This window comes from Bacillus sp. FSL K6-2861 (assembly GCF_038630725.1).
In the GTDB taxonomy this organism is placed as follows: domain Bacteria; phylum Bacillota; class Bacilli; order Bacillales; family Bacillaceae; genus Bacillus; species Bacillus velezensis.
Window position 1 is genome coordinate 191,278 of sequence record NZ_CP152037.1, and the last position, 21,579, is coordinate 212,856.

The 21,579-nt window shown below is 44.8% G+C and carries 21 protein-coding genes and 5 tRNA genes; 19 read left to right on the forward strand and 7 right to left on the reverse strand.

The window, feature by feature from the left end:
- Window positions 1-110: 110 nt before the first annotated feature.
- The 3 genes from murQ to NYE62_RS01090 form a co-directional block, all read right to left on the reverse strand.
- The gene (murQ, locus tag NYE62_RS01080; protein WP_144464812.1) at window positions 111-1,040 is read right to left on the reverse strand and encodes an N-acetylmuramic acid 6-phosphate etherase; all 930 of its coding nucleotides are present in this window, start codon (window positions 1,038-1,040) and stop codon (window positions 111-113) included.
- A 99-nt stretch (window positions 1,041-1,139) separates the two neighbouring features.
- Entirely contained in the window at window positions 1,140-1,616 is a 477-nt protein-coding gene (locus tag NYE62_RS01085) for a GNAT family N-acetyltransferase (protein ID WP_064107795.1), read from the reverse strand.
- Window positions 1,617-1,634: 18 nt separating this feature from the next.
- Window positions 1,635-2,087, reverse strand: coding sequence for a DUF523 domain-containing protein (locus tag NYE62_RS01090; protein WP_007408014.1), 453 nt, complete (start codon window positions 2,085-2,087; stop codon window positions 1,635-1,637).
- Between the two features lie 180 nt (window positions 2,088-2,267).
- Between NYE62_RS01090 and NYE62_RS01095 the strand changes: the two genes are divergently transcribed.
- The 13 genes from NYE62_RS01095 to NYE62_RS01155 all read left to right on the forward strand — a co-directional run bounded on the left by NYE62_RS01095 (window position 2,268) and on the right by NYE62_RS01155 (window position 12,054).
- Window positions 2,268-2,339 (forward strand) — tRNA-Glu (locus NYE62_RS01095).
- A 3-nt stretch (window positions 2,340-2,342) separates the two neighbouring features.
- A tRNA-Val gene (locus tag NYE62_RS01100) sits at window positions 2,343-2,418 on the forward strand.
- Window positions 2,419-2,423: 5 nt separating this feature from the next.
- Window positions 2,424-2,496: transfer RNA gene (locus NYE62_RS01105), tRNA-Thr, on the forward strand.
- 19 nt (window positions 2,497-2,515) lie between these two features.
- Window positions 2,516-2,600: transfer RNA gene (locus tag NYE62_RS01110), tRNA-Tyr, on the forward strand.
- A 4-nt stretch (window positions 2,601-2,604) separates the two neighbouring features.
- A tRNA-Gln gene (locus tag NYE62_RS01115) sits at window positions 2,605-2,676 on the forward strand.
- Window positions 2,677-2,906: 230 nt separating this feature from the next.
- Entirely contained in the window at window positions 2,907-3,470 is a 564-nt protein-coding gene (gene sigW / locus NYE62_RS01120) for an RNA polymerase sigma factor SigW (RefSeq protein WP_003156766.1), read from the forward strand.
- A 13-nt stretch (window positions 3,471-3,483) separates the two neighbouring features.
- Complete coding sequence (gene rsiW / locus NYE62_RS01125) at window positions 3,484-4,110, forward strand: anti-sigma-W factor RsiW (protein ID WP_011996220.1); 627 nt, start codon at window positions 3,484-3,486, stop codon at window positions 4,108-4,110.
- Window positions 4,111-4,275: 165 nt separating this feature from the next.
- Window positions 4,276-5,097, forward strand: a complete 822-nt coding sequence (gene cdaA, locus NYE62_RS01130; RefSeq protein WP_003156763.1) for a diadenylate cyclase CdaA — start codon at window positions 4,276-4,278, stop codon at window positions 5,095-5,097.
- Window positions 5,090-6,529 (forward strand): YbbR-like domain-containing protein, encoded by a 1,440-nt coding sequence (locus NYE62_RS01135; protein WP_144665052.1) that lies wholly within the window; start codon window positions 5,090-5,092, stop codon window positions 6,527-6,529. The genes cdaA and NYE62_RS01135 overlap by 8 nt, the downstream gene beginning before the upstream one ends.
- Before the next feature lie 17 nt (window positions 6,530-6,546).
- Window positions 6,547-7,893 carry a phosphoglucosamine mutase gene (gene glmM / locus NYE62_RS01140; protein ID WP_007408011.1) on the forward strand — a complete coding sequence of 449 codons (1,347 nt, stop codon included), beginning with the start codon at window positions 6,547-6,549 and terminating at the stop codon, window positions 7,891-7,893.
- A 431-nt stretch (window positions 7,894-8,324) separates the two neighbouring features.
- Window positions 8,325-10,127 (forward strand): glutamine--fructose-6-phosphate transaminase (isomerizing), encoded by a 1,803-nt coding sequence (glmS, locus tag NYE62_RS01145; protein ID WP_039252922.1) that lies wholly within the window; start codon window positions 8,325-8,327, stop codon window positions 10,125-10,127.
- 423 nt (window positions 10,128-10,550) lie between these two features.
- Window positions 10,551-11,423, forward strand: a complete 873-nt coding sequence (locus NYE62_RS01150; RefSeq protein WP_020955242.1) for an ATP-binding cassette domain-containing protein — start codon at window positions 10,551-10,553, stop codon at window positions 11,421-11,423.
- Window positions 11,401-12,054 carry an ABC-2 transporter permease gene (locus NYE62_RS01155; protein WP_015239060.1) on the forward strand — a complete coding sequence of 218 codons (654 nt, stop codon included), beginning with the start codon at window positions 11,401-11,403 and terminating at the stop codon, window positions 12,052-12,054. The genes NYE62_RS01150 and NYE62_RS01155 overlap by 23 nt, the downstream gene beginning before the upstream one ends.
- 102 nt (window positions 12,055-12,156) lie before the next feature.
- On the opposite strand, the gene NYE62_RS01160 is transcribed toward NYE62_RS01155, so the two are convergent.
- Entirely contained in the window at window positions 12,157-13,038 is an 882-nt protein-coding gene (locus NYE62_RS01160; protein WP_144464818.1) for a hypothetical protein, read from the reverse strand.
- A 134-nt stretch (window positions 13,039-13,172) separates the two neighbouring features.
- Here NYE62_RS01160 and NYE62_RS01165 point away from each other — a divergent pair, with 134 nt between their 5' ends.
- Window positions 13,173-14,339, forward strand: coding sequence for a DUF4885 family protein (locus NYE62_RS01165; RefSeq protein WP_144665051.1), 1,167 nt, complete (start codon window positions 13,173-13,175; stop codon window positions 14,337-14,339).
- A gap of 52 nt (window positions 14,340-14,391) precedes the next feature.
- Here NYE62_RS01165 and NYE62_RS01170 read toward each other — a convergent pair whose 3' ends face one another.
- The 3 genes from NYE62_RS01170 to NYE62_RS01180 form a co-directional block, all read right to left on the reverse strand.
- A complete protein-coding gene (locus NYE62_RS01170) occupies window positions 14,392-15,237 on the reverse strand; it encodes an aldo/keto reductase (protein ID WP_144665050.1) in 846 nt (281 codons plus the stop codon).
- Window positions 15,238-15,347: 110 nt separating this feature from the next.
- On the reverse strand, window positions 15,348-16,040 hold the full coding sequence (locus tag NYE62_RS01175; protein ID WP_007408978.1) for an LrgB family protein: 693 nt from the start codon (window positions 16,038-16,040) through the stop codon (window positions 15,348-15,350).
- Window positions 16,010-16,414: a CidA/LrgA family holin-like protein gene (locus NYE62_RS01180; protein WP_003156751.1), complete on the reverse strand. Its 405-nt coding sequence runs from the start codon at window positions 16,412-16,414 to the stop codon at window positions 16,010-16,012. Before NYE62_RS01180 ends, NYE62_RS01175 begins: the two co-directional genes overlap by 31 nt.
- A 196-nt stretch (window positions 16,415-16,610) precedes the next feature.
- Here NYE62_RS01180 and NYE62_RS01185 point away from each other — a divergent pair, with 196 nt between their 5' ends.
- The 5 genes from NYE62_RS01185 to NYE62_RS01205 all read left to right on the forward strand — a co-directional run bounded on the left by NYE62_RS01185 (window position 16,611) and on the right by NYE62_RS01205 (window position 21,541).
- Window positions 16,611-17,042 (forward strand): MarR family transcriptional regulator, encoded by a 432-nt coding sequence (locus NYE62_RS01185; RefSeq protein ID WP_003156749.1) that lies wholly within the window; start codon window positions 16,611-16,613, stop codon window positions 17,040-17,042.
- A 426-nt stretch (window positions 17,043-17,468) separates the two neighbouring features.
- Window positions 17,469-18,854, forward strand: coding sequence for an amino acid permease (locus NYE62_RS01190; RefSeq protein ID WP_342497181.1), 1,386 nt, complete (start codon window positions 17,469-17,471; stop codon window positions 18,852-18,854).
- A gap of 92 nt (window positions 18,855-18,946) precedes the next feature.
- The gene (locus NYE62_RS01195; protein WP_064115775.1) at window positions 18,947-19,651 is read left to right on the forward strand and encodes a YjjG family noncanonical pyrimidine nucleotidase; all 705 of its coding nucleotides are present in this window, start codon (window positions 18,947-18,949) and stop codon (window positions 19,649-19,651) included.
- Window positions 19,652-19,706: 55 nt separating this feature from the next.
- Window positions 19,707-20,864, forward strand: a complete 1,158-nt coding sequence (locus tag NYE62_RS01200) for a sensor histidine kinase (protein ID WP_033575106.1) — start codon at window positions 19,707-19,709, stop codon at window positions 20,862-20,864.
- Window positions 20,865-20,887: 23 nt separating this feature from the next.
- Complete coding sequence (locus NYE62_RS01205; protein ID WP_033575107.1) at window positions 20,888-21,541, forward strand: response regulator transcription factor; 654 nt, start codon at window positions 20,888-20,890, stop codon at window positions 21,539-21,541.
- The last annotated feature ends 38 nt before the right edge of the window (window positions 21,542-21,579 follow it).

Genomic DNA, 21,579 nt, shown 5'->3' on the forward strand with positions numbered 1-21,579 from the left:
GTGCGATTTTTCCCGGGGAGCTGTGCCTGAAACGCGTCCTAAAAGCGCCTGCGCCGATCATGAAAACGGCGCGGGCTCATAAAAGCACATTATTTTTCACCAAAGAACGATCAGCGTTCTTTTTCTTTTGAAACGTGCTGTTCAATGGCTTTGTCAATGAAGCCGTCTGCTTCTTTGAGCAGTGCCTTCGCTTGTGTTTCGTCTGAATTCGTCTTCAGCATGACGATTGCCGTTTTGACATGGCTGCCTGCGGCCTCAAGCGTTTCTTTTGCCTTGTCGTACGGAACGCCCGTGATGCTTTGGATAATGCCGATTGCGCGTTCTTTCAATTTTTCGTTGCTGACATGAACGTCCACCATTAAATTTTCGTACACTTTGCCGCTTTTGATCATCACGGCCGTGGAAATCATGTTCAGAATCATTTTATGTGCCGTCGCCGCTTTCATTCGTGTTGACCCTGTAATCACTTCGGGGCCGACGACGACTTCAATGCTGTGATCGGCATAAGTGCTGATCAATGAGTGTTTATTGCATGTGAGCGCGACGGTTTTGGCGCCGATTGTTTTTGCGTATTTCAGCGCACCGGCCGCATACGGCGTGCGCCCGCTTGCCGCGATGGCGATCACGGTGTCTTCTGCGGTAAGCCCGATCGTTTTGAGATCGAGAGCGCCGGTTTCCTCGCTGTCTTCGATACCTTCAGCCGCTTGCAAAAAGGCGTCTGCTCCTCCGGCCATCAGACCGATGACGGTGTCGGGACTTACGCTGTATGTAGGCGGGCATTCAACCGCATCCAGTACACCGAGTCTGCCGCTTGTGCCCGCTCCCGCATAAATCAGCCTGCCGTTTCGCCGTAATGATTGATGGGCGAATTGAACGGCAATCTGAATATCGGGCAGCACCTGCTGAACGGCTTCAGCCACTTTGAAATCCTCTTCGTTAATGATGCGGAGAATTTCCATCGTGTCTGCTTGATGGATTGAAGCGGTCTGCGGATTTCTGGTTTCTGTGGTCAATCTGTGAATGTTAAGCCGGTCTGTCATGATTGTACCCTCCCAAGTCGTTAATACTTGAAGTATATGGGCTTCTGAATAGATGTTTCAAGAAAAATCGGCAGGGATGAGATGGATAATCAAGCGCTTTCACAAAAAATGATGCAGAATGTGCTGTTCACCGATGGGGCCGATCCTGCGACGACCTTTATCAATAAAACCGGAAGACCGGTACAGGTTCTTTGCACGATGATTGCGATGGTTTACAGCAAGCACGATTTCATCACACCAAGGAAAGTAATTTGCGACAAAAGCGGGGAGCTGCAGCATCGCTTGTTTGGCATAACCTTTTCCCTGATGCGGCGCATGTAAGGACAGCGCACTCAGCAAAATGGCAGACACATTATTCGAATACGGGGCAATGGTTTCTTTTGAGGTATGTAAAATAAAAAAACCGACGGGGCGGTCTTCATTTAAAATGACTGTCGGGTAGCGATCCCGGATGACAAGAGCCTGCGGCAGTACATCTATCGGCAGAGCTGTGAACTTTTTATCTTCTTCACTCAGCACAAACCCGTTCAGTCCGTCTGCATGCTCCGGTTTATAAAAGGACAGGGCTACATCCATGATATCTACTCTCCTTTTTTATAATTGATCCAATTCATCTTCTGATAGAACACGGCAGCCTGCCCGTTTTAAAAGAGCGGAAGTGATGCCGTCTCCGATTATTTTTTTCCCTGAGAAAGTGCCGTCATAGATAAAGCTGCTGCCGCAGGACGGACTGTTTTCTTTAAGGATGACCGTTGCGGCGCCTATTTCTTTTGCGTATGCTAACGTTTTTTCCGCGCCATCCATATATAAAGCCGTAACGTCTTCGCCTGATGCCGTTACGATTCTTGCTGTTCCGTTCAGCACGTCTTCGCCCGTGCCGCCGATGATTTCCGCCGGTTCGCGGGGAGTGGTGAAGCCGCCCAAAAGTTCGGGGCAGACCATAACAGCTTTCTTTTCTTCTACGAGTCTGCGGATTTTTTCCGAAGCGGCGTGAGAGCCGTTATACCTGCATTCGATACCGCCGAGACAAGAGCTGACTAAGATCATCTGTGTCCATTCCCTTCAATATTTTGATACTTTCATCATAAATGAAATAAGAGAGGAGGGATGAGTTTTTCAGTTAAAAAACGGGTAAAAAAGTTTGAAAATAAAAAAAATAATTTTTCTCTTTACAAATGGGGTACAACCTGTATATAATAACTTTTGTCAGCTCGACGCGGACACAACGGCCCGTTGGTCAAGCGGTTAAGACACCGCCCTTTCACGGCGGTAACACGGGTTCGAATCCCGTACGGGTCATATGGAGGATTAGCTCAGCTGGGAGAGCATCTGCCTTACAAGCAGAGGGTCGGCGGTTCGAGCCCGTCATCCTCCACCATATTTGCCGGCCTAGCTCAATTGGTAGAGCAACTGACTTGTAATCAGTAGGTTGGGGGTTCAAGTCCTCTGGCCGGCACTGTTTTTCAAAAAAATACGGAGGGGTAGCGAAGTGGCTAAACGCGGCGGACTGTAAATCCGCTCCCTCAGGGTTCGGCAGTTCGAATCTGCCCCCCTCCACCATTTTTGGGCTATAGCCAAGCGGTAAGGCAACGGACTTTGACTCCGTCATGCGTTGGTTCGAATCCAGCTAGCCCAGTCTCAGACACCTTTGGCATAAAGGTGTCTTTTTTTTATCAGCATTTTGTTTCGATTTCTGATTGTTCATCAGATATACTATTTTTAAGCTGCTGTTAAGGCAGTATATTCTGTATTTTCCATCTACACCCTGCCTGAAATTTGGTAAAATAAATGTAATAAAAAAATGAAACCTTTTAAAACAATCAACGTATAGATACAGACCGGTGAAGGGCAGAGGTAAGATAAAACATGGAAAACCTGATTAAAAAAAGAATCAAGCAAGTCAAAAAAGGCGATCAAAATGCGTTTGCAGAAATCGTTGACCTTTATAAAGATAAGATTTACCAGCTTTGCTACCGCATGCTCGGCAATGTTCACGAAGCGGAAGATATTGCGCAGGAAGCTTTTATCAGAGCGTATGTCAATATCGACAGTTTCGATATCAACAGAAAGTTTTCAACGTGGCTTTACAGAATTGCGACCAACCTGACCATTGACCGCATCCGCAAGAAAAAGCCTGATTACTATCTGGACGCAGAAGTAGCGGGAGCAGAAGGGCTGACGATGTATTCGCAGATCGCCGCGGACGGGGTTCTCCCTGAAGACGCCGTATTGTCATTGGAGCTGTCGGACACAATTCAGAAAAAGATTTTAAAGCTGCCTGACAAGTACAGAACGGTTATTGTATTAAAGTATATTGACGAACTCTCTTTAATTGAAATCGGGGAGATTCTGAATATCCCTGTCGGCACCGTCAAGACAAGGATACACAGAGGCAGAGAGGCTCTTAGAAAACAATTAAGGGATCTTTAAGTGGGGTGATGAAATGAGCTGTCCTGAACAGATTGTGCAGCTTATGCATAAGCATCTTGATGGAGATATCCTTCCTGAAGATGAAAACGTATTAAAACAACATTTGCAGTCATGCGGGAATTGCAAACGGCATTTTCATGAAATGGAGAAATCCGTAGCACTCGTCCGAAGCACATCGCATGTCACGGCCCCTGCTGATTTTACTGCCAAAGTTATGGCGAATCTTCCAAAAGAGAAAAAACGCGCTTCTGTAAAACGATGGATCAAAACTCATCCGATGATTGCAGCCGCAGCAGTTTTTGTGATTTTAATGGGCGGCGGTTTTTTCAACAGCTGGCATAATGACCACAATTTCAGTGTGTCCAAACAGCCGAACCTTGTCGTGCAGAATCACACGGTCACCGTCCCTGAAGGCGAGACCGTAAAGGGCGATGTCACAGTAAAAAACGGCAAGCTGTTCATTGAAGGAAAAGTCGACGGCAATGTGACCGTCGTCAACGGAGAAAAATACATGGCCTCAGCCGGACAAGTCACCGGGCAGATTGAAGAGATTAACCAATTGTTTGACTGGGTCTGGTACGAACTGAAATCGGCGGGCCAGGGCGTCGTGAGCGCTTTGGACCCGAGTGAAGATGAGTAAAGCGTATAATCGCTTTACTCTTTTTTTGTGCATCGCCGCTCTGGCTCATTTCACTTGAGAAATCAAAATGTGGTATAATGAGCACGCTATATGATGTACATATTGCTCATGCAGCACAATTCATAACAGAAAAACGAAATGACTGAATTCTTGGAGGACGAGGAAATGGCTTTTGAGGACATCCCATTTTTGCAATACCTCGGCAATGCCGTTGATATTCTCCTTGTTTGGTATGTGATATATAAATTAATCATGGTCATACGCGGGACGAAGGCGGTTCAGCTTTTAAAAGGAATCGTCGTCATCGTATTGGTCCGGATGGCCAGTTCATATTTGGGACTCAGCACGCTTCAGTGGCTGATGGACCAAGCGATAACATGGGGATTTTTAGCGATCATCATTATATTCCAGCCTGAGCTGAGACGGGCGCTTGAACAGCTCGGACGGGGCCGGTTCTTTTCCAGGAGCGGAACCCCCGTGGAGGAAGCGCAGCATAAGACAATTGAAGCGATTACAAAATCGATCAGCTACATGGCGAAACGCCGCATCGGCGCACTCATCGCCATTGAGCGCGATACGGGAATGGGCGATTATATTGAGACGGGCATCCCGCTAAATGCGCAGGTCAGCTCGGAGCTTTTGATTAATATCTTCATACCGAATACACCGCTGCATGATGGAGCGGTCATTATGAAAAATAACGAGATTGCGGCGGCTGCCTGTTATCTGCCGCTTTCTGAAAGCCCGTTTATTTCAAAGGAGCTGGGGACGCGTCACAGAGCGGCTGTCGGCATCAGTGAAGTGACGGACAGCTTAACCATTATTGTATCTGAAGAGACGGGCGCCATCAGTGTGGCCAAAAACGGAGACCTTCACAGAGAATTGACGGAAGAAGCACTGAAAGAAATGCTTGAAGCCGAGTTTAAGAAGAACGCCAGAGATACTTCTTCTAACCGCTGGTACTGGAGGGGCAAGAAAAATGGATAAATTCTTAAACAACCGCTGGGCTGTAAAGATCATTGCATTGCTCTTTGCGCTGCTGCTTTACGTTGCGGTTAACAACAACCAGGCGCCGACTCCGAAAAAGCCGGGGGAATCCTTTTTTCCGACATCAACGACTGACGAGGCTACGCTTACTGATATTCCTGTAAAAGCATACTATGATGAAGCGAACTATGTCGTCACCGGCGTGCCCCAGACCGTAAATGTCACGATTAAAGGCTCGACAAGCGCGGTGAAAAAGGCGAGACAGACAAAGAATTTTGAGATATACGCCGATATGAATAAGCTGAAGACCGGGACTCATAAGGTCGAATTGAAGGCGAAAAACGTATCGGACGGACTGACGATCTCCATTAACCCGTCAGTCACGACGGTTACGATTCAGGAAAAAACGGCTGAGAGTTTTCCCGTGGAAGTTGAATACTACAATAAAAGCAAAATGAAAAAGGGATACACCCCTCAGCAGCCGATTATCAGCCCGAAAAACGTGCAGATTACAGGTTCGAAAAATGTGATTGATAACATTTCACTTGTCAAAGCATCCGTGAACCTAGAAAATGCAAATGAGACCATTGAAAAGGAAGTGAAGGTGACCGTCTATGACAAAGACGGCAACGCACTTCCTGTTGATGTTGAACCGTCAGTCATTAAAGTGACGGTTCCCGTAGCCAGTCCGAGCAAAAAGCTTCCTTTCAAAATCGAAAGGAAGGGAAGTCTTCCGGACGGGGTGAGCGTTGCGAGCATTGACTCGAATCCGAGTGAGGTGACGGTTTACGGCCCGCAGGATGTGCTGGATTCACTTGAATTTATTGACGGCGTATCTCTTGATTTAGGCAAAATTGATAAAGATACCGATATCAATGCCGATATCCCGCTTCCTAAGGGCGTCACTAAGGTATCACCGGAAAAAATCACGCTTCATGTTACAGTGGACAGTGAAGACAAAAAGGATTTTGACAATGTCGGAATCAAGACGGTCGGACTGGGAGGCTCACAGCAGATTGAGTTTCTCGATCCTGAATCGCAGGCGATAAATATTACGGCCAAAGGCTCTCCCGCCAACATTAAGGCGCTGAAAAAGTCGGACATTGAACTGTATGCCAATGTCTCGGACTTGGATGACGGAGAGCACTCTGTAAAGCTTGAAGTAAACGGCCCGCAAAACGTCACATGGTCCCTGTCAAAAGACACGGTTAAGATCAAGCTGACTTCTAAGAAAAACTCAAGTTCAAATAAAAATAACGGCGGTTCCGCTGATTCCGGCAATAAGAACGGCACAAGCGGAGACGCAGACAAAGACAAGAACAAGAACCGGGAAGACGACACTGACAGCGATCAGAATAAAAGTCAAAACCAGGATCAAAATCAAGACCAGGATGAAGACGGATCAAGCGCTGATTCTTCTTCAACAGAATGAAAAAGGAGCGATACAAAATGGGCAAGTATTTTGGAACAGATGGTGTAAGAGGTGTTGCCAACAGCGAGCTTACGCCAGAGCTGGCCTTTAAAGTTGGGCGTTTTGGCGGTTATGTCCTGACCAAAGATAAGCAGCGCCCGAAAGTGCTGATCGGCCGTGATACACGTATCTCCGGACATATGCTGGAGGGAGCCCTTGTCGCCGGACTTTTATCGATCGGAGCTGAAGTGATGCGCCTCGGCGTTATTTCTACGCCGGGGGTATCCTATTTAACGAAAGCCATGGATGCTGAGGCGGGCGTCATGATCTCCGCTTCTCACAACCCCGTACAGGATAACGGAATTAAATTTTTCGGAGGGGACGGCTTTAAGCTTTCTGATGAGCAGGAGGCCGAGATTGAACGTCTTATGGATGAACCGGAAGATAAGCTGCCGAGACCGACAGGCGCGGACCTCGGGCTTGTGAACGATTATTTTGAAGGCGTTCAAAAGTATCTGCAATTTTTAAAGCAGACGGCGGACGAAGATTTCACAGGCATTCATGTAGCGCTTGACTGTGCCCATGGTGCGACATCATCCATTGCGACGCACCTTTTTGCCGATCTCGATGCTGACGTATCTACAATGGGGACGTCTCCGAACGGATTAAACATTAATGATGGCGTCGGGTCTACACACCCGGAAGCGCTGAGTGCTTTCGTCAAAGAAAAAAACGCCGATATCGGCCTTGCGTTTGACGGAGACGGCGACCGCCTCATTGCCGTTGATGAAAAAGGAAACATCGTCGACGGTGATCAGATTATGTACATATGCGCGAAGTATTTGAAATCAGAAGGCCGTCTGAAGGATGATACCGTCGTATCGACTGTGATGAGCAACCTCGGTTTCTACAAAGCGCTTGAAAAAGAAGAAATCAAAAGCGTTCAAACGGCAGTCGGCGACCGCTATGTCGTAGAAGCGATGAAAAAAGACGGCTATAATGTCGGCGGCGAGCAGTCAGGGCACCTTATTTTCCTTGATTACAACACTACCGGCGACGGTCTTTTGTCCGCGATCATGCTTGTGAATACGCTGAAGGCGTCCGGCAAAACCCTTTCAGAACTTGCGGATGAAATGAAAAAATTCCCGCAGCTCTTAGTGAACGTGAAAGTGACGGATAAATATAAGGTAGAAGAAAACGCTAAGGTGAAGGCCGTTATTTCTGAAGTGGAAAAAGAAATGAACGGAGACGGCCGGATTTTAGTGCGCCCGTCAGGCACCGAACCGCTCGTCCGCGTGATGGCTGAAGCGAGAACAAAAGAGCTTTGTGACGAATATGTCACAAAAATCGTGGATGTCGTGCGGACAGAAATGGGAGCGGAGTAGCGAAGTTTATAAGCAGAGAGCGAACAAGACAAGTGCGATCAGCATAATATGATAGTAAACATGATGCCGGGGCGGCAAAAAATAATTGACCGTCCTTGGCACATGCTGTAAAATCAAGCTTGTTCAGCCTTTGTTTTTCACTTGCAGGAAAGGCGGGATTGTTTGCATCTTTTATAATTACAGCGCCCGAACTAAGCGCCCGAAAAACGGCTTAGTTGACGAGGATGGAGGTTATCGAATTTTCGGCGGATGCCTCCCGGCTGATTCATTTAGATCACAGCCGTAAGGATTTCTTCAAACCGGAGGGGCGACTCTCCGAACAAAGAGAAATCACATGATCTTCCAAAAAAACATGTGGGAGGGGACGATTGAAAGTCCCCTTGTAATTTGACTTTCTTCGTCTCCTTTTGCACCTTTAGGAGGAAGAAAATATGTGTGGAATTGTAGGTTACATCGGTCAGCTTGATGCGAAAGAGATTTTGTTAAAAGGATTAGAGAAGCTTGAGTACCGCGGCTATGACTCTGCCGGTATCGCTGTGGCGAATGAGCAGGGCGTGCATGTGTACAAAGAAAAAGGCCGCATCGCCGACCTTCGTGAAGTGGTAGATCACTCGGTTGAATCTCAAGCGGGAATCGGCCATACACGCTGGGCGACTCACGGCGAACCAAGCTTCCTGAACGCTCATCCGCATCAAAGCGCACTCGGCCGCTTTACACTTGTTCACAACGGTGTGATCGAGAACTATGTTCAGCTGAAGCGCGAATATCTTGAAAACGTTGAACTGAAAAGCGACACGGACACTGAAGTAGTCGTTCAAATGATCGAGCAATTTGTGGCGGGAGGACTTAACACAGAAGAAGCGTTCCGCAAAACACTGACTCTGTTAAAAGGCTCTTACGCAATTGCATTATTTGACGGTGAAAACACAGACACCATTTACGTTGCAAAAAACAAAAGCCCTCTGTTAATCGGCCTTGGAGATACGTTTAACGTCGTGGCATCTGACGCGATGGCTATGCTTCAAGTAACGAATGAATACGTTGAGCTTTTGGACAAAGAAATGGTGATCGTGACAAAAGACGAAGCCGTGATTAAAAACCTTGACGGTGAAGTCATGACACGTGCGTCTTATATCGCTGAGCTTGACGCCAGTGATATCGAAAAAGGCACATACCCTCACTACATGTTAAAAGAAACGGATGAGCAGCCGCTTGTTATGCGCAAAATCATCCAAACGTATCAGGACGAAAACGGCAGACTGGCCGTGGCCGGCGATGTCGCTGACGCCGTGGCGGAAGCGGACCGCATTTATATCGTGGCTTGCGGAACGAGCTACCATGCCGGTCTTGTCGGGAAACAATATATTGAAATGTGGGCAAACGTACCGGTTGAAGTGCATGTAGCGAGTGAATTCTCTTACAACATGCCGCTTCTGTCTAAGAAGCCGCTCTTTATCTTCCTTTCTCAAAGCGGAGAAACAGCGGACAGCCGCGCCGTGCTTGTTCAAGTCAAAGCGCTGGGTCACAAAGCGCTGACGATCACAAACGTTCCGGGATCAACGCTTTCCCGTGAAGCGGATTACACATTGCTTCTGCACGCAGGCCCTGAGATCGCGGTGGCATCAACAAAAGCGTATACGGCTCAGATTGCCGTCCTCGCGATCCTTGCGTCCGTTGCAGCAGAACGCAACGGTGTTGATATCGGTTTTGATTTAGTCAAAGAATTAGGTATCGCGGCAAACGCCATGGAAGCCCTCTGCGACCAGAAGGACGAAATGGAAATGATCGCGCGTGAGTACCTGACTGTTTCAAGAAACGCTTTCTTCATCGGCCGCGGCCTCGACTACTTCGTATGTGTCGAAGGCGCCCTGAAGCTGAAAGAGATTTCTTACATCCAGGCGGAAGGCTTCGCCGGCGGCGAGCTGAAGCATGGAACAATCGCTCTGATTGAAGAAGGAACACCAGTCTTTGCGCTGGCGACACAAGAGCACGTCAACCTGAGCATCCGCGGAAACGTGAAGGAAGTCGCAGCCCGCGGCGCCAACACTTGCATCATCTCGCTGAAAGGCTTAGAAGACGCAGACGACAGATTCATCCTGCCGGAAGTCAACCCTGCGCTTGCTCCGCTGGTTTCTGTTGTGCCATTGCAGCTGATCGCTTACTATGCGGCACTGCACCGCGGCTGTGATGTTGATAAACCGCGCAACCTTGCGAAGAGTGTTACGGTGGAATAATATATTTAACCCCTTTGGTTATTAGCCAGAGGGGTTTTTTAATGCGGAAATGAGAAATGCATACTCTTTGCGATTGTAAAGAAATCCCCTTTTATATATTGAAAAGGATTAACACCTGCTTTATAATACGAGATGCATTCCGGTTAAAATCCATAAATGTAATCATTAGTAAATTATTTTTGTGCATGCCTCATCAGAAAGTAATCACCTCCAGCAATTTTCATCATGAATATCCATTATATAAACGTAATCAATCGATTACACATCCAAATTATGATTAAAAAAGACTTTAAAATCCCTTTTGTATTTGCCGACTCCTGATCCATTATGAATACCTCGACTGGATATGAAAATAACAACATTTTTGCAATAATCCGGTTCAATTCTTAAAAAAGTCCTGACAACAATGATAGGAGTGGAATGATGTCAAACCTTTTAGAAATCAGAAACATCAGCAAATCTTTTGGCCATAAAGCTGTTTTAAAGGATGTTACATTCAATGTGCCTGCCGGATCAATTGTCGGTTTTATCGGTGATAACGGCGCAGGCAAGTCAACAACATTTAAAACGATATTAGGATTAATCTCTCAGGATAGAGGTAAAGTGAAAATCTTTGGTAAAGAGAATCTGGATAAACATATAAAGTTCAAAGAAGATATTGGGGTCGTATTTGATGCGATGAATCTTCCTGCGCACCTTACGATAAAGCAGCTGAATCATGTATTTAAGAAACTATTCGGTGCTTGGGACCAAGATCATTTTTACCGGTTGGTTCATTCTTTCTCTTTGCCTATGGACAAAAAAGTGAATACATTCTCGCGCGGCATGTCAATGAAGTTATCCGTAGCTGTTGCTTTGTCGCATAATGCAAAATTATTACTCCTGGATGAAGCAACGGGAGGGCTTGATCCCTCTTCAAGAGATGATCTGTTAAATGAATTAAAAAGCTTTGTGGATAAAAGCAACGGCGGTATTTTACTTTCATCGCACATTATGACTGATGTCGAGAAGATAGCCAGCCATATCGTTATTATGAAAGATGGAGAAATTTTATTAAATGAAGAGAAAGATAAGGTTCTTGAAAGCTATACCGTTATAGACGTTGATGAAGGTCAATTGGCTGAGCTTGACGAAGAAATCGTTCTAGCAAAAAGGAATCATGGATCTTATTGGAGTGTGCTTGTATCGGATCAACAGAAGTTGCCGAATGGCGTATCGGCCAACACCATTTCCATAGAAGAAATCAGCGTCTTTTTAACGAGGAGTGAAAACATTGAGAGGTCTGTTACTGACTAACTATTACTTGGTTTATCGGAGTTTCTTTGCATACACGGGGTTGGCCATATTGGTATCAGCAGTCATTTTTTATTTTGGGGATGCTTCAATGCATCGTTTTGTTGCTATGCTGATTATTTTGTTTGTCGTCATGCCCGCACTTGAGGTTATAAAGTATGAGAGCAAGTCTGGCTATGACAGGTATGTCCTGACTTTACCGGTCAGCAGAACAAATATTGTTCAAAGTCACTATTTCTTTTATCTTTTGATTGTTGTGATCGGAGCCGTACTATCTTATGGTGTTTTCTTTGTATACAGCCTGGGATCTGATGAACCGATTGACAGCATATTTAATATTGTCTCTTTTGGAACGTTCATCGTTCTCTTTGCCGGTGCAATCGTTTATCCTCTTCTCTACATGATAGGCCCGGAAAAATCCGATGCTATCGTGATTGGAGGTGCAATGGGGGGACTTTTTGCTACCTTTGGATTGCAAAGTGTCGTTGGGTATGTAGCAGAACAAGTACCGCTGTCATTTTTGCACATAAATCCTTCTTTATATGTTCCGATTATATATCTCATGATCGGCGTTATCTTATATATCATTTCATTTTTCATTGCCGCAGCTATATATCATAAAAAAGAATTTTAGCAACTGATCAAGTTATAACAGGATACGGCATGGCACGGGCTCATAAATTCACTTTAACTCCAAGCAGACAGCCGCCCGCACAATGGGCGGCTGTTCTTCTAATTAAAACTGCGTTGTCACATCGTACTCATAATCAATCTTCAATTTTACATTTTTCATAGTCGATTTTGCTGTTGCGAGTGTGTTGTATTTAAAATTCCAGATGCTTGAGACTGAGAGGTTATCATCCAGTGTGATACCGTAATTTCCTTGAGTGGAGCTGTTTGCAAGTGCACGGTGCCACACTTTATTTTCTTCCGACATGATGTAGTGGCTTGTATTTCCTTGGCTTGGTGTTTGGGTTGCGGTGGTGTTGATTCTTTTCACTGTGGCGTCTCTTGGAATGCTTGTCTGTTTGGTTAAGTCGAGTCTAAGAACAGTTGAATCTGATCCATTCGGACTGAGGCCTGTGTTCCCTTTATTTTCAGCTGTACCGCTGAATGAGAAGGTCTCACTGCCGGATTTGATTCGGTCGTAAATAGAGAGTGTAAAGTACATATCGTCAGTGTAGGAGCCGCGGGACACTTTCACGTAGAACGTCTCGTTATTTTCTTTCGCATCTGTATTCGCATAGATAAAAGGTAGCGCCGTATCAGGATTTATCACTTCTGTGCCTTTACTGATCAGTACTTTATTTTTATTATAAATTTCAATGTCCATTCCCTTGTATTCACTTCTTGTTGAACTCCTGACATAAAGTCTTTCTCCCTTATTTGCCGTGAAAGTGAAATACGAATCTTTTTCCCCTTTTGGCAATATGGCAGTATCAATATTTTTATATTTCCAGTAGCCTACCGGATTGGCAGTTTCAAATGAATGATTTCCTGTAATGGCGCTTATTTGTAACGAGTTCTTTTGAGACGCAGAGGCTGAAGGTGAAGATGCAAACAATGCGCCTGATAAAACGATGACACTGACAAATAGAATCAATATACACTTCTTCATGGAAAAATCCCCCTTTTTGACTACATCATACATAAAAACATTAGCTATGTAAACATTTGTTATTTAAGGTTAAAATCAACTGGGAAACAGCCGATACAAACACTAGAACATCATCTCAAGCGGAGGTTAAAAACATGCGCCTAAACGCTCGATATATAAAAAATCAAGTAATGGTTCAGCAAGTGCTTCAGCGGTATTCTTCCAAAACAAATGTGAAAGATGCGGCAAAAGGATCGGACAGCTTATTGATTCAGACAGGCGGGAGCCGCGATCTGAGCCAGGTGAATTATTCAAGGAGCGGTGTCACTGAGAAAGGGAGCAGCCTGTCCCGTTTATATCAATCTGCAAATCAGAAAACGATTACGGATAATGGGAATGAGACGGTAATAGACGCTAATAATCCATATGAGTCTGAGAGTGATATTGCGAGCAAGATTCTTGATGAGAAATACAGCCGTATCAATGAAATCAATAAACGAAAACCAGATCCTTTGCATTATATTAAGGACAAATACCAGCGTGCCGATTCACCTTATTTCAGAAGTGATTTATCAGAATCGGAGCGTCAGGCCGCTTATCATAATGAAACGGAATGGCTGTTTAAGGGGAAAGCCCAGAGCTATGATTTCCGTGATGCGGCGTTTCGGGGTGAAACGCTCAACGGAGAGATTCAAGTCGAAAATGAAAAGGTGTTTCAGCGCGGGCAGGTGAATCAGCAGATTGAGATGCTTTTCCATCGGAATCATATTCAGATTCCGGAGGGTGCGAATCTTACATTTACGATATCACCGATTGATTATCTGTTGAAAGTGAGCGGGACTGACGATAAAGAGCTCACTCAGCAGATTGAAGCTGTCTTAAACTCCGGGGAAAACAGCAAAGAGCTGTTTGCGCACATCATTCGCAGCCGGAGTGATGACTCCTCGCAGTTTACGCCGGAAACATATGAGAAATATCAAGTCGTTCGGGAAATGTACGAGGTGACCGGCTATCATCTGAAAGACTTGCAGATCGTGGACGGAAAGTACGTCACAGAAGACGGACGCGACCTTTTAGACGTCTATAAGGAAGCGCTGCAGCAAGATCCTTTGTTGAGACATACGGCGGCAGAAGCGGCCGCCCATTACGGACAGGGGCTCACGAAGCTTGCGAGAACGGGTTATGACGCCATTCCTGATTTGGTTCTGTCCATTGAGTATAAAAACGGATCTCTGCGTGACGCCGGCCAAAGCAGGCAATACGGATCTGGGGATACAGATTGGCTTTCTGAATGGAAACGGGAGCTGGGTGTGCGTATATAAAATGAGAAAAAAGCTGACAAATGATGCCGTCAGCTTTTCTTTATGCGTTTACTTAAAACTCCTCATACTCCGCCGGATCTTGGCCGTTTATGCGTCCGTCGGGGCGGGTAAGCGAGTCGATGATGTTCATGTCGTTTTCATCAAGGGAGAAATCAAAAACGGAGATGTTTTCAAGCTGGCGCTCGGGCGATGCTGATTTTGGAATCGGGATGGCGCCCAGCTGGATATGCCAGCGTAAAATGACTTGAGAAATGGTTTTGCCGTATTTGTCCGCAATCCGTCCGAGTTTTTGATCGTTCAATACTTCGCCGGCGCGGGATAACGGACTCCATGATTCTGTCACGATGCCCTGTTCTTCGTGCCATTGGCGCTGCTGCTGCTGATTAAAAGCGGGATGCAGTTCAATTTGGTTGATGCCAGGCTTTACGCCGGTTTCACGTTCGAGCCGTTCGATATGCTCAGGCAGGAAATTGCAGACGCCGATGGATCGGATCAGGCCCCATTTTTTCGCATCAATCAGTGCCTGCCATGCTTCCGTGTAGCGGTCTTGTTTCGGGTTCGGCCAATGGACGAGATACAGGTCATAGTAGTCCAGACCGGCGCGGTATAAAGATTCTTGTATGGTTTGTACAGCTTTGTCATAGTCATGGTAGCGTCCGGGCAGCTTGGACGTCACGTATAGCTGTTCTCTCGGAACAGAGCTTCTCTTGATGGCTTCTCCGACCGTCCCTTCATTTTCATAGTTATAAGCGGTGTCAATCAGACGGTAGCCGATATCAATGGCGCTGGTAATGGCATGAACGCCGTTGTTTCCGTTAAGAGCGTATGTACCGAAGCCGATCGCGGGAATGCTTGTCCCATCCAGCAGTTTCTTTTGCGGAATTGCTCCAGTCATCATTAAATCCCTCCTTGTTTTCTACTTTACCATTATTCTTACAAATGAAACATAATAATGGAAGGGAATGAGATGATCCGCACATGAAAAAAGCTGACGGAGAACCGCCAGCTTTAAATTTGAAACATCCATGCTACGACGGGGCCGAAGACCGACCCTAACACGGCGCAGAGCGTCATGGAAACAGAACTCATGGAGACCGTTAATTCTCCGTACTCCATTGCTTTTGAGGTGCCGAGCGCATGGGAAGCGCTCCCGAATGCAATTCCTTTCCCGAGTGAGCTGCGAATGCGGATCCACTTGAGAAGCAGCGGTCCTAAGATAACGCCGGAAAACCCTGCGATCATGACGAACACGACTGTCATGGAAGGGACACCGCCGATACCGGACGCAATCTGTATGGCGACAGGCGTCGTAATTGATTTTGGGATAATTGACAAAATCAAACTCCGGCTGATGCCGAACAGCTCTGCAAATAGCAGGCCGCTGACCATTCCGGAGAATAAACCGGCCAACACGCCGCCGATGATCGGAAACATATACTTGATTAACACCCGGCGCTGCTTATAAAGCGGGTATGCCAAAGCCACCACGGCGGGTCCGAGCAGTGAATTGATCCATTGTCCGCCGATCATATAGTCTTTATACGAAATATGAAAAACAAGCAGCACGGCAATAATGAAAATCGTAGTCGTCAAAACCGGTATGAGAAAGGGATATGGAAAGCGCACATATAATTTCACCATAGCCAGATAGGCGGCGGCCGTGAACAAAATTATAAGGATTGCGATACATGCTTGCTGCACTTCTTTTTCTCCTTTCTCTGATTGGCTTTGTGCTCTAACAGCTGGCTGGCGTACCCTGCGGCGATCATTGTGACGATGGTGCTCAGCACGATGATCAGAAACAGAGCAGCCCCGCTGGCGGAAAACAGTGACGGGTAATTGATGACGCCCGTCATGGCCGGAATGAATAACAGCGGAAGAAAAGACAGCAAAAATCCGGCTCCGTCTTCAATCATTTTGACGGGAATGATCTTAACCGATAAACATATGATCAGCAGGATCAAACCGATGATACTTCCGGGAATGGGCAGGTGAAAGAACTGCTGAACGGCTCCCCCGATAAAGGAAAATGCGAATAAAATAATGATTTGCAGTATGATGCGTATGACTTTCACGACAATGCTGTTCTTTGGAGAAGAGCAGCTTCCCCCTTTCTTGATGCTTCGATATGTTTCTTTACTTTTTGCGTATATATTTGTACTATACAAATATATGTATGCAAAATCTTTCTATATGTTTTCTGAGTAAATGTGCATATGTTTGTATTATACAACTAATATTGCTGTTGTCAATTGTAAGGAGTGAGGCTGTTTGTCAAAACAAGATCCGATTGAATTAATTGAATATGAGCTCACCACTTTTATCAGGAGAGCTGTTTATCTTGATAACTCCGACCGTAAAATCGGACATCTGGAAAGGGCTGCGTATTTGTTATTACGGCAGCTGGATGAATTCGGGCCGGCGCGTGTGAAGGAATTGGCCGAATCATTTAAGCTGGATATTTCCACATTGTCACGCCAGGCCGCGGCCTTGGAGTCGAAAGAGCTGATCCAGCGTTTTTCCGATCCTTCTGACGGGCGGGTCAGTCTATTTGCGATTACGAAGCTTGGCAAACAGAGGTTAAAAGCTGATAAAAAGATGCGTCTTGAGCGGTATCATCGTATGCTTGACGATTGGTCCGGCGATGAAAAAGAAATGTTCGGCCGGCTTTTGCTGCGGCTGAATGAGGCATTTATCGATTAATGCATGATTTTTGCCGAGTTAAGCAGGATTATGGCGTATACAAGGGAGAATGGAAGAGGGTAAGGCTTTACGCCATTCTGCTTAGCAAAAATAATATTGAATAGGGGGCGGAACATGTTTCTCCAGGGGACATCCTGTTTCTCGGAGGCTGCGGCATTTATTATCTCAATATTCATAATTCAATAAAAATGAAAGCGCTTTATTTTTGGTTTGTTGATTTAGGGTGCAAGGTGTTTACCTGAAAAAAACAATTGTATTTTCCACGAAAATTTATTATGATGGAATAAGGAAATTGGAGATTATATAACAATAGAAAGATAGAATATTTCTAATATTGCGGGAAATGAAGAGTGAGTTAGGTTCAACAGGTGCACCTTCTGCTTCATTATTTCACATATATCAGAGCTGTTAAGAGGAGGAAGCGAAGTGGCAAACAAAGAATTAAAGAGAGGCTTAGGCGCGCGTCATATACAGATGATTGCGCTGGGCGGCACGATCGGTGTCGGTTTATTCATGGGGTCATCCAGCACGATCGGATGGACCGGGCCGTCTGTCCTGCTGGCTTATGCGATCTCGGGTATCTTTATCTTTTTTATCATGCGTGCGATGGGCGAAATGCTCTATGTAGAGCCGAGTACAGGGTCGTTTGCGACGTTCGGCCATAAGTATATACATCCGTTAGCCGGCTATATGACGGCGTGGAGCAACTGGTTTCAATGGGTGATCGTCGGGATGTCTGAAATTATCGCCGTCGGTTCGTATATGAAATATTGGTTTCCTGATCTGCCGGCATGGATTCCCGGCATTATCGCCATGGCCATTCTCGGTGCGGCGAATTTAATTTCGGTAAAATCTTTCGGTGAGTTTGAATTTTGGTTTGCCATGATCAAAATCGTCACCATTATTCTGATGATTGTGGCCGGAATCGGGATTATTTTCTTCGGTTTCGGTAACGGAGGGCATGCGATCGGATTATCTAATTTATGGTCGCACGGCGGTTTCTTTACGAATGGTTTTTCAGGATTTTTCTTTGCCTTGTCTTTGGTCGTTGCGGCCTATCAAGGGGTCGAACTGATCGGGATTACGGCAGGGGAAGCGAAGAACCCGCAAAAAACGCTGCGAAGTGCGATTCAGAGTATTATTTGGCGGATTTTAATTTTCTACATCGGTGCGATTTTCGTAATCGTTACCGTATATCCGTGGAATGAGCTTCACTCACTCGGCAGTCCGTTTGTTTCGACATTTGCGAAAGTCGGGATTACGGCGGCGGCCGGTTTGATTAACTTTGTTGTGATTACCGCTGCGATGTCCGGATGCAACAGCGGGATATTCAGTGCGGGACGCATGCTTTATACATTGGGCGTGAACGGACAGGCCCCGAAATTCTTTAAGAAAGTTTCTTCGAGCGGTGTGCCGATATTCGGTACGTTTGCCGTATTAATCGGACTTGTGATCGGTGTCGTGCTGAACTACATCGCGCCTCCGAAAATTTTTGTCTATGTGTACAGCGCGAGTGTGCTGCCGGGAATGATTCCGTGGTTCGTCATTTTAATCAGCCATCTCGGTTTCAGAAGAGCGAAGGGCGCTGAGCTTGATAAGCATCCGTTTAAAATGCCTTTTGCGCCGTTTACAAACTATTTGACGATCGCTTTCTTACTCATGGTATTGATCGGCATGTGGTTTAACAAAGATACGCGGATTTCTTTGGTTGTCGGGGTGATTTTCCTGGCGATTGTGACGGTCAGCTATTATGCGTTCGGTATCGGCAAGCGCATGCCTGGTGAAAAATCGAAAATAGAAGACGCTGTATAATTCAAAAAGACACCTCTCTTACAGGGGTGTCTTTTTCGGCTTGTCCGCGAGTGGTATACTGGTTAAAAAAAGCAGAACCGGGGGAAACATCGATGAGTCATTACCGTACGTTATTATTTGATATAGACAATACGCTGCTGGATTTTACCGCTTCAGAAACCGATGCTCTTCAAAAATTGTTTCAAGGTTCAAAGCTGGAGCTGACGGCAGAGGTGGAAGCCCGTTATAAATCGTTAAATCAAGGGCTGTGGAAGGCGTTTGAAGAGGGGGAAATGACCCGCGATGAAGTGGTCAATACACGGTTTGCCCTTTTGTTTAAAGAATACGGCCTCGAAGCCGACGGCGTGCTGATGAATCAGGCGTACCGCCAATACTTAGAAGAAGGGCACCAGATGATAGACGGAGCTTATGAGCTGATTGAACGGCTGAGTCCTTTATTTGATTTATACATCGTGACGAACGGCGTCTCAAGATCACAATATAAGCGGCTGGGCGACTCCGGTCTGTATCCGTTCTTTAAAGATGTGTTTGTATCTGAGGACACGGGTTTTCAAAAGCCGATGAAGGAATACTTTGATTACGTGTTTGCGAGAATTCCCGGTTTTTCTGCCGAGGGCGGACTTATTATCGGCGATTCACTGAGCGCGGACATAAAAGGCGGTCAGATGGCGGGAATGGATACGTGCTGGTTTAATCCCGGAAAGAAAGCAAATGAGTCCGGAATCATCCCGACGTACGAGATTCATTCGCTTGATGAGCTGTATGATGTGCTGAACGTGGAGGTTGTCGCTTTATGATTTCTCAATATATATATAATATAATTTATATCAAGTTGTCTCAGGAAGGATTATTATGAAAAATCTTTCTTCAATTAGTACAAGAGTGCTCATAGAAAAAACCATTATTTGTTTTTCCTTATATTCTATTATCAGTTCTATTTTTAAAACGCCAACTTTCACGGCTTCGGAATCCGCTTACCTGCTGATAATCACCATTTTTTTAGTCGTCAACGATCATATCAGATTAAAATACCTAAGCGGTCAGTATTCTTTTAGATATTATGCATCTTTTTTAGTAAGTAACCTTTTATCAGGCATTTTATTGTTTAAAATTAACTGTCTCGGTTCTCAAATATATAATATTTTCTTACTGATCGAGATTATTGTAACAACTCGTAAACTGCCCTGGACTGTAGTAAGCCTGCATTTTATTATTTTTTTTACAGCTCTTAAAGCAGCAGGGACCAGCGGGAAAGATATATTGATGTCCTATTTAGTGATCATGGCTATTATTTATCTGTTTAGAAACGTACTGCTCGAAAAAGCAAAAATACAAACATTAAATAAAGAATTACAAAGTGTAAACACTAAACTTAAGAATTATTCTCAAAAGATTCAAGAGTTAACTATTTCTAAAGAGCGGACAAGAATTGCACAAGAGCTTCATGATTCCCTAGGGCATTATTTGATCGCATTAACAATGAATCTTGAATTCGCCGATAAAATAGTCAGTAAAAATCCCAGCGAGGCTAAACAAGTCATCAATAAGTCACATGATTTATCGAAGGAGTGTATTATTAACCTGAGAGAAGCTGTCGCTTTGCTCAATGACCCTGCTCCTCAAAAAGGGCTTCTGAAATCGATCAATGAGATTTTTGAAAATTTTCAGCAAACAAATGAAATAAAATTCGAGCTTGATATGGACAATAAAGTAGAGTCAGCTGATCCTGATATCAAGAATTGTCTCTATAAAACAGTACAAGAGTCTATAACGAACGGGATAAAACATGGAAATGCTACGTTTTTTTCAATAAGAATACGTAAGTCTTTTGAAAAAATCTCTATATCGATAACTGATAACGGAACAGGATGTTCTGAAATTAATAAGTCAAATGGAATAAAAGGAATAGAGAAAAGATTTGCTGCACTTGGAGGAGAGGTTGATTTTCATTCAGGGCTAGATTCAGGATTTACTGTGGAAGCCGTAATCCCCGAGATAGCAGATCTTTAATCCGAATGTGAGGAGGTATTGATATGGATATTATCATTGTGGATGATCAGCAAATTGTCAGGGAAGGGCTTAAAATGATTCTGAGTCTGCACGAGGAAATTAATATTGTAGGCGAAGCTTCTAATGGTGAACATTTATTAGATTTGCTAAAACAGATAAGGCCTGAAATCATTTTAATGGATATAAGAATGCCCATAATGGACGGCATTGAAGCAACAAAGCTAGTTAAAGAGAGATATCCGGATATTAAAGTGATTATCCTGACAACCTTTAATGATAGTGAATACATTTTTACTGGACTGAAAAGCGGTGCTGATGGTTACATACTGAAAGATTCTGATTCACAAGAAATTATTGATTCCATCAAAACAGCATGTGAAGGCAATATTCTGTTAAATCCTAAGGTAACGCTAAAAGTTGTAAAGGCTCTAAATTCGGTAGAACATAATAAAGAGCTTGTTCAAGAAAATAATGAAAAGGAACAGCTGGTGCAATTGCTTACTCCCAGAGAAAAAGAAGTCGCTAAACAGATTATGGAAGGGAAAAGCAACAAAGCTATAAGCGAAGCACTTTTTATTACTGAAGGCACAGTCAAAAATTATGTATCAAGAATACTGGAAAAACTTCAAATGAACAATCGAACGGAGCTTAGCTTATATTTACAAAAGCATATGTGATTCAACTTTTTTCCTTCAATCAGAAAGGAATTTCATCA